Annotated in this window: 5 protein-coding genes and 1 pseudogene; 5 read left to right on the top strand and 1 reads right to left on the bottom strand. The window is 42.2% G+C overall.

Annotation, left to right across the window (positions count from 1 at the left end):
- Window positions 1-268: 268 nt before the first annotated feature.
- From HMPREF9078_RS01910 to HMPREF9078_RS01895, 4 genes are all read left to right on the top strand, one after another.
- Complete coding sequence (locus HMPREF9078_RS01910) at window positions 269-550, top strand: hypothetical protein (protein ID WP_002679587.1); 282 nt, start codon at window positions 269-271, stop codon at window positions 548-550.
- Between the two features lie 6 nt (window positions 551-556).
- Complete coding sequence (locus HMPREF9078_RS01905; RefSeq protein WP_009419034.1) at window positions 557-1,003, top strand: PIN domain-containing protein; 447 nt, start codon at window positions 557-559, stop codon at window positions 1,001-1,003.
- Between the two features lie 324 nt (window positions 1,004-1,327).
- A complete protein-coding gene (gene mutS, locus HMPREF9078_RS01900) occupies window positions 1,328-3,910 on the top strand; it encodes a DNA mismatch repair protein MutS (protein WP_009419033.1) in 2,583 nt (860 codons plus the stop codon).
- Between the two features lie 173 nt (window positions 3,911-4,083).
- Window positions 4,084-4,746 carry a hypothetical protein gene (locus HMPREF9078_RS01895; RefSeq protein ID WP_009419032.1) on the top strand — a complete coding sequence of 221 codons (663 nt, stop codon included), beginning with the start codon at window positions 4,084-4,086 and terminating at the stop codon, window positions 4,744-4,746.
- A 12-nt stretch (window positions 4,747-4,758) separates the two neighbouring features.
- On the opposite strand, the pseudogene HMPREF9078_RS01890 reads toward HMPREF9078_RS01895, so the two are convergent.
- A pseudogene (locus HMPREF9078_RS01890) lies at window positions 4,759-5,465 on the bottom strand (response regulator transcription factor).
- 88 nt (window positions 5,466-5,553) lie between these two features.
- Between HMPREF9078_RS01890 and HMPREF9078_RS01885 the strand changes: the two are divergent.
- The gene (locus HMPREF9078_RS01885) at window positions 5,554-7,776 is read left to right on the top strand and encodes an FAD-dependent oxidoreductase (RefSeq protein WP_009419029.1); all 2,223 of its coding nucleotides are present in this window, start codon (window positions 5,554-5,556) and stop codon (window positions 7,774-7,776) included.
- Window positions 7,777-7,930 lie beyond the last annotated feature (154 nt).

Raw genomic sequence — 7,930 nt, 5'->3', positions numbered from 1 at the left:
CCCTTTTTTCATCAAAAACCCTACTTCCCCTCTTTTGAATTTCTCCGTTTCCTTCCGCTCTCTCTAACCTATCCGATTTGTTCAACAAGTCTGACCTATCAAAAAACGATTTTTATCACTACTCATTTTCTATTTCCTAATTTCCACATTTGCTAATCTGCTAATTTTTTCCCGCCCGTATGGCTCCCACTGTCTGTACGACTCTCATTTTGCACAAATTTGCTCATTTGCTAATTATCTTGTATCTTTGCCGAAAATAGAAAATATTATGCCTTACACAATTACCATTGCTGATAACAATCCACAAGCACTACACCTTGTGAGATATCTTAAAACACTCGATTTTGTAAAAGTTACAAAGCAAAAAGAGCCTAAGTATTCTCAGGAAGTGTTAGACGCTTCTAAAGTATTAAAAATGACCCCTGAGGAAATCGTAGAAGCCGCTAAAGAAGAAGAAATGACCCCTGAGGATTACGCGTTTGTGATGACAATTTCTAAAAAGATAAATCACAATATAGCTAAACGTTGGGATAAACATTTTAATATTTAATATTATATGATTATCATTGCCGACAGTAACATTTTTATGAGTGCTCTTGTAAATCCTACAGGACGTACAGCTTCTATATTAGCCGAAAGGAAGAAAATACAATATATAGTGCCTGACTATCTCATTGCCGAAGTAACCGAGCACATTCCTGATTTGGTAAAACGCTTTAAAAATCAGAAAACAAAAAAGGAACTATTAACCGATTTTAAAAAGCTATTAGAAGGTGTTACCATTGTAAGTGAAAAAGAGGTTAAAAAAGTTAATGCTATTAAAGCAAAAGAAATAGTTGCTGATATAGATATAAAAGATTATCCTTTTATTGCTCTTCATCTGCAAATCAAACACAAAATATGGACTTCTGACAAACTTCTTGTAAAGGGTCTTACCGAAAAAGGTTACGGACATTTCTTTACCTCTACAGAAGAACTGAGCGAACATCTCTACAAAAAATAAAACCTCTAATTTACTTATTTCAGTTGAAGAAACTCTCCTCCCACATAAAGAATATGCTATATGTTTTGTTGCTTCCTTTGCTTTTCATCGCTATATTGAGCCGCTTTTTTAATAGTACATCTTCGCACTATTCTCGAATGGATATTCTCGCCCCCAAAAAAAATAAGCCTATTTATCCGCAGTCCAATTTTATAGTCACTGTAATTTGCTAATTTTCAAATTAGCTAATTAACAAATTATTACTATCTTTGCCCAAAAATATAAAACGTTATTATAATAGCCCGTGCAACTCGCACCAAATTAGCTAATTGACAAATTAATACTATGGCAAAAGAAACCCCCTTGATGAAGCAGTACAATCAGATAAAAAGCAAATATCCTGATGCTTTACTGCTGTTTAGGGTAGGCGATTTCTACGAAACCTTCGGTGAAGATGCCGTAAAAGCCGCTCATACCCTCGACATTGTGCTCACCAACCGCAACAACGGTACCGAGCGCAGTGAATTGGCGGGTTTTCCTTACCATTCTATCAATACTTATCTTCCCAAGCTCGTAAAAGCGGGCTACCGCGTGGCAATATGCGACCAGCTGGAAGACCCTAAACTTGTGAAAGGCATCGTAAAGCGAGGTGTTACCGAACTCGTTACCCCAGGAGTTGCCCTCAACGACGATATATTGCAAAGCAAGAGCAATAACTTCTTAGCCTCAGTATGGTTGGGCAAACAAAGTTGCGGTGCAGCTTTTCTCGATGTTTCTACGGGTGAGTTCTTGGTAGCACAAGGCGATAAAACCTATATCGATAAGCTCTTGCAGAACTTCCGCCCCAGCGAACTGCTCGTTGCTAAACACCAAAAAAAGGAATTTGCTGAGCATTTTGGCGACGACTTCCACTGTTTCTACTTGGAAGATTGGGTATTTAAAGACGATTATGCCCAGCAGGTACTTACCAAACACTTTCAAACCAACTCTCTCAAAGGCTTTGGCGTAGACGAACTCACCGAAGCGATTCTTACCGCAGGGGCTATTCTCTACTACTTATCCGAAACCCAACACCATCAACTCCAACACATTACTGCCATTCAGCGCATCGCCGAAGAGGCTTATGTATGGCTCGACAAGTTTACCATTCGCAATTTGGAACTCTATGCGGGCAATACCACCCCCTCGGTGAGTTTACTCGATGTGATTGATAAAACGCTATCACCTATGGGTAGCCGTACCCTCAAACGCTGGTTGGCGTTACCGCTGAAGAAGTTAGACAAAATCCGTCAGCGTCACGAGGTGGTCGATTACTTTTTGAAACACATCGATGTATTAGAGCAGGTGAAAACAGCCCTCAGCCGTATGGGCGACATCGAACGACTGATTTCTAAAGTCGCTACTCTTAAAATCAATCCGCGAGAGGTAGTGCAATTGCGCGCTTCCTTGGAACATATCCCCCTGATAAAACAGTTGTGTTTGGCTTCTGCCAATGAATCGCTTACCCTTTTGGGCGATAAGCTCCACAGTTGCGAACAACTTAGCGCGCGCATCGCTGAAACACTTAGTGAAGATGCCCCAGTGAACATCGCCAAAGGCAATGCTATCGCCAAAGGTTTTTCGGCTGAATTGGACGAACTACGCGGTCTCTCGCATTCGGGCAAAAGTTATTTAGACGATTTGCTCTTGCGCGAAAGCCAACGCACGGGTATTCCTTCTTTGAAAATAGATAGTAACAACGTCTTTGGCTACTATATCGAAGTGCGTAACACACATAAAGATAAAGTCCCCGCGGATTGGATACGCAAGCAAACCCTTGTGAATGCCGAGCGTTATATCACCGGAGAACTCAAAGAATACGAAGCTAAAATATTAGGTGCTGAAGAAAAAATCGCTCAGTTAGAACAATCGCTATATGCCGAACTGATTGCTTTTATCAGTGAATATATCGGTCAGGTACAAACGAACGCCACGCTTATCGGTCAGCTGGATTGCCTCTGTGGTTTTGCTACTTTGGCGATGGAAAACAACTATCACCGTCCCGAGATGAACGAGGGGTATGCTATTGAGATTAAAGACGGTCGCCACCCTGTGATTGAGAAGCAACTACCCGTTGGTACACCCTACATTGCTAATGATGTGTATTTAGACCGCGAACGCCAGCAAATCATAATGATTACCGGACCTAATATGTCGGGTAAATCGGCTATCCTGCGACAAACTGCCCTGATAGTCCTCTTGGCACAGATAGGTAGTTTTGTACCTGCTGCCAGCGCTCAATTAGGTATCGTCGATAAGATATTCACCCGCGTAGGAGCAAGCGATAACATTTCTATGGGTGAATCTACTTTTATGGTCGAGATGAATGAGGCAGCCCTTATTTTGAACAATATCTCCGATAGAAGTTTGGTGCTCTTGGACGAAATCGGGCGTGGTACCAGCACCTACGATGGTATTTCCATAGCGTGGGCAATCGCCGAATATTTGCACGAGCACCCCAGCAAAGCCAAAACCCTTTTTGCTACCCACTATCACGAACTTAACGAGATGAGTGAGCAGTTCGAGCGCATCAAGAATTACAATGTATCGGTAAAAGAAACCAAAGACAGCGTGCTTTTCTTGCGCAAACTCACCGAGGGCGGTTCAGCGCACAGTTTTGGAATACACGTAGCGAAGATGGCGGGAATGCCTCAATATGTCATTCAGAAGGCGAATAAAATGCTTAAAAAGCTCGAGGAGAGTCATAATGTAGTACCCACTTCCGAAGTGGTTAAAAACGCCCAAAAAGAAATGCAATTGAGCTTCTTTGATATGAACGATCCACTCTTAGAAGCCCTAAAAGAAGATTTACTCAGTCTCGACATCAACACCCTCACCCCCGTAGAGGCACTGATGAAACTCAACGAAATGCGCAAGCGAATTAGCTAATTAGCAAATATGAAAATTAGCAAATGAGTAGTGCTAGAAATTTTGTCAAAGTTTCAAATTGCCTGTGTGGCTCGCACCTTTGCCAAAGTTTCTACTCGCCCGTCGTGCTACGACCTTTGCCAAAGTTAGAAACCTACCCCCTGACACCTAACACCTAAAAAACAATAATAAAAATGAAAAAGACAATTTACACACTTTGTGCAGGCGTATTTGCACTGCTTACAGTTATTGGTTGCTCTAAATCCGACGACAACGACAGCAAAAAGAACAAGGACAAAAATGATATCGAAGTTACAAACTTCAATATTCCTAAGGAAGCTAAAACTATTCTGCCCGACAAAACTCTTACCGAAATGGTTGCCAACGGAATGACCATTCACGAAGGAACTAATCCACCTAATATCGAGGGTATCTATTTGCTCGACAATCTCAAATTCCTTTACACCAGCGACCCCGACGATCATTACTTTACCAAAGGAGATCCAGCTGCCGATTATAAATATAAGTTTTATGATCAACAAGGAGTAAAGGTAAAATCTGATTACAAAGCACTGAAATTCGGAGTGTTTGATACAGCTACAGGCTCTGGTGCTATCATTTCAGGTAGTGGTAACAAGTTTACCGTCTTCCTAAACCACGCTGCTAATACAGAAGGTGTAAAGAATAACGATGTAACCCTAATTTCAGGAGAACTGACTCCTCAAGGTATTAAAAACTTAGCGTTTGTACTAACAGTTACTGAAAAAAAAGACAGTGAGAATAAAATAATGAAAGTAGGTACCTATCGTATTTTCACTCACTACGAAAGTATTGCTCAAAAGGTAACAGCGTATTAAACCTGTTACTTATCACAATATTCCTTTCCTTCTTGCTAAATCAATTGCTTCTATAAGGCTTTCGACATTGAATTTTTCCCGTATATTTTGCCGGTGCCTATTCACTGTGTAAGTGCTGATGAACAACTGTTCAGCTATTTCTTTGCTCGAAAAGCCTTGAGAGGCAAGTGTGAGTATTTCCTTTTCTCGCGGGGTAAGCACAAAATCTTCTTCTTCTATTTTTATAGGGATAATCTCCCCCCTGTGATACAGTGTTTCATTTGCACCCTTACCGGCAAGTTCTCCGATTGGTCAGGGGCAATTTCTATAATGCCTAAGGCGAGGTAGTTGTCGTCGGTAACTTCTAATAGTTGCACCTCGTTAGTCACGCGCCCATAAGTGCCATCGGTTGCCATTCCGCGATAGTCGTAAATGTATTTGTACTGCACTTGTTCTTCTTTGGGTAAGGACGATAGAAACTCGTAAATCTTCTCATCTATGAGCTCTTTCATCGCCAAATCATCGGGGTGAATGCGTCGTTTCAGCGGATAATCTTGCATTTCACTACTGTCGTTCTTAGGAATATCGTCGTAACCAAAGAGTTTAAACTTATCGGAAATAAAATAGAAATGCTCGTTTTTATCTACTATAAAAACGGCATTATTTCCTATTTTTGCTAGCATTTTGGCATAAGGAATATACTTCTGTGCTAAGATTTCCATAGAGGCTGAGGTGCTCATCGTCAATTAAAAATGGTTATTTTTGCGTATTGCCACAATTGCGCAACCGCTGTAATTTTGCCCCAAAATTAATAATTATTTCTCAAAGATGAAAAATTACAACAGTATTATTATAGGTAGTGGCTTGGGCGGACTCATCGCTGGAGCTACTTTGGCACTCTGGGGCAAGAAGGTAATTGTGCTCGAACAACACTATATCGCAGGTGGTTGTGCTACTGCTTTCAAACGTAAAGATTACCTAATGGAAGTAGGTTTGCACGAAATCGACGGATTGAACGAAACTGACCCTAAACGTCCTATCTTAGAACTTTTAGGGGTGTTTGAGGAAGTAGAATTTCTAAAAGTACCCGAATTCTACCATTTGAAGAACCAAAACTTCCAGTGTACCATTCATCACGGGGCAGAAGCCAAAGCAAAACTCATCGCCGATTTTCCCGATAGCAAAGCCGAAATCGAGCGTTATTTTCGACTCATCGGTAGGCTTTACACCGAAATGCGCCGACTCCCCCGTAGCAAATGGCTCAATATATTGCTCTACCCGCTGATGCCTTTCTTGATTCCTACCATCATCAAAACTTCTACAATGAACACAGGTGATTGGCTGGATGCAAATATCAAAGATGAAGCACTCAAAAACGTACTCACGGCTAATTTGGGTTATTATACCGATGACCCTTATAACCTCTCGCTAATGTACTTCCTGATGGCGCAAGGTAGCTATTTAAACGGAGGAGGCAACTTCGTGAAAGGGGGTTCACAGTCGCTGTCTAACTACTTGGTGCGCTTTATCGAAAAACGTGGCGGACAAGTGCTTACGGGTAAATTCGTAGAAGAGATTTTAGTGGAAAACAACCAAGCAGTGGGGGTGAGCTATCGCGATACGTTCAACACTTCGGCGGCTAAGCAATCGCTCTATGCCGATACCGTGGTCGCCAATGCCGCCCAACCTATTGTAGCTCAAATGCTCCCCGAGCCTTATCGCTCTAAATTAGCGCAAAAGGTAGCACCTTTAGAACTCGCCTGCTCACTGCTCACCATTTATTTGGGCTTCAATACCGATTTGAAAAAACTCGGCGTAAACCACTATTCTACCATCATTCAAGGTCAAAAAGATTATAAACTGAAAGATGTAAAAGCCGATTCGCAGGGCGATTGGGCTCAAAAATCATTTACTTTTGTGAATTACGGAAGTATAGATGCTCAGTTAGCTCCTGAGGGGAAGACGGTAGCCGTGATTTGTGCCGTGGATTACCTCAAAGAATGGGAAGAACTCAGCGAAGCGGAATATCAGCAGAAGAAGGAAAGGGTCGCACAGCTGTTTTTAGCCCGTTTAGAAGCCGAATTTCCCACCATTCTTCAATACTTGGAGTGTTATGAGGTAGCCACTGCCAAAACCATAAAAAGATACACTTTAAATCCGCAGGGCACTCCCTATGGCTATGTGCAATCGGTGAAACAAACCTACCCTAAACGCGATAAACTCACCGCTTCACCGCTGAAAAACTTGTACTTTGCCTCAGCTTGGGCGCCTTCGGGGGGTGGTTATTCAGGGGCGATTTACAGCGGTTTTATGACGGCAAGCAAGATGAAAACCCAAGTGAAATGGCACAACTACCCACCCTCAACTCTCGCCGATGAACGCTGTGTAAAACTCTTAGCAAAAGAATTTATCGCCCATAACACTATCTTGCTCACTTTTGAAAAACCTAAAGATTTGCAGTATAAAGCAGGACAGTATGCCATATTGAGCCTCAACAACCCTCGTTATACCGAATTGGATATGCCTTTGCGCCCGCTCTCAATGGTCTCTCATCCTGATGAAGATACTTTGCAGTTTGCAATGCGCCTCAGCGATAGCAGTTTTAAGAAAAGTGTTGTCGAAATGGCGATAGGTGATACAGCCACGATATTCGCTCCTATGGGTAATTTCACTCTTAAAGGAAAAAATAAGCGCATTGTGTTCCTCGCCTCAGGCATTGGCATTACCCCCGTACTCCCGATGCTCAAAACCTTAGAACAACAGCAATTTGCAGGTGAAGTAGTAGTATTTTACTCCAATAAAACCGAAGCCTCAGCTGCTTTTCACAACGATTTACAGCATAGCACTTTGGCTAACTATACCTATCTGCCTGTGTTCACCGCCACCCAAAAGCGCCTCAATACCGATTTTTTAAAGGAGCATCTCCACACCCTCACCGATTGTGACTATTACATCGTGGGAACCAATAGCTTTACCAAAGCAATGCAAGAGCTCTTGTTAAAAGAAAACGTACCCGCCACAACCATCTTTAAAGATGATTTCGGAGGGTAAATTTATAGTTACATAAAAAACTTTGGCAAAGTGTCTACTCGTCTGTCGTGCCACGACCTCGCACCTGCCTGTGTGACTCTCATTACTTTTCCGTCACCACATTCCCCTTTTTCCGTCCCTACATTCCCCCTCTCCTTGGGAGAAGTCTCCGAAT

This window comes from Capnocytophaga sp. oral taxon 380 str. F0488, assembly GCF_000318255.2.
GTDB classification, from domain to species: Bacteria; Bacteroidota; Bacteroidia; order Flavobacteriales; family Flavobacteriaceae; genus Capnocytophaga; species Capnocytophaga ochracea.
Note: the sequence above shows the minus strand (reverse complement) of the source record. Positions and strands in the feature narration are given on the sequence as shown.

Bases quoted from the DNA above. Each gene is read 5' to 3' on its own strand.
- HMPREF9078_RS01910 (WP_002679587.1), top strand. From the start codon at position 269: ATGCCTTACACAATTACCATTGCTGATAACAATCCACAAGCACTACAC.
- HMPREF9078_RS01905 (WP_009419034.1), top strand. From the start codon at position 557: ATGATTATCATTGCCGACAGTAACATTTTTATGAGTGCTCTTGTAAAT.
- mutS (WP_009419033.1), top strand. From the start codon at position 1,328: ATGGCAAAAGAAACCCCCTTGATGAAGCAGTACAATCAGATAAAAAGC.
- HMPREF9078_RS01895 (WP_009419032.1), top strand. From the start codon at position 4,084: ATGAAAAAGACAATTTACACACTTTGTGCAGGCGTATTTGCACTGCTT.
- HMPREF9078_RS01885 (WP_009419029.1), top strand. From the start codon at position 5,554: ATGAAAAATTACAACAGTATTATTATAGGTAGTGGCTTGGGCGGACTC.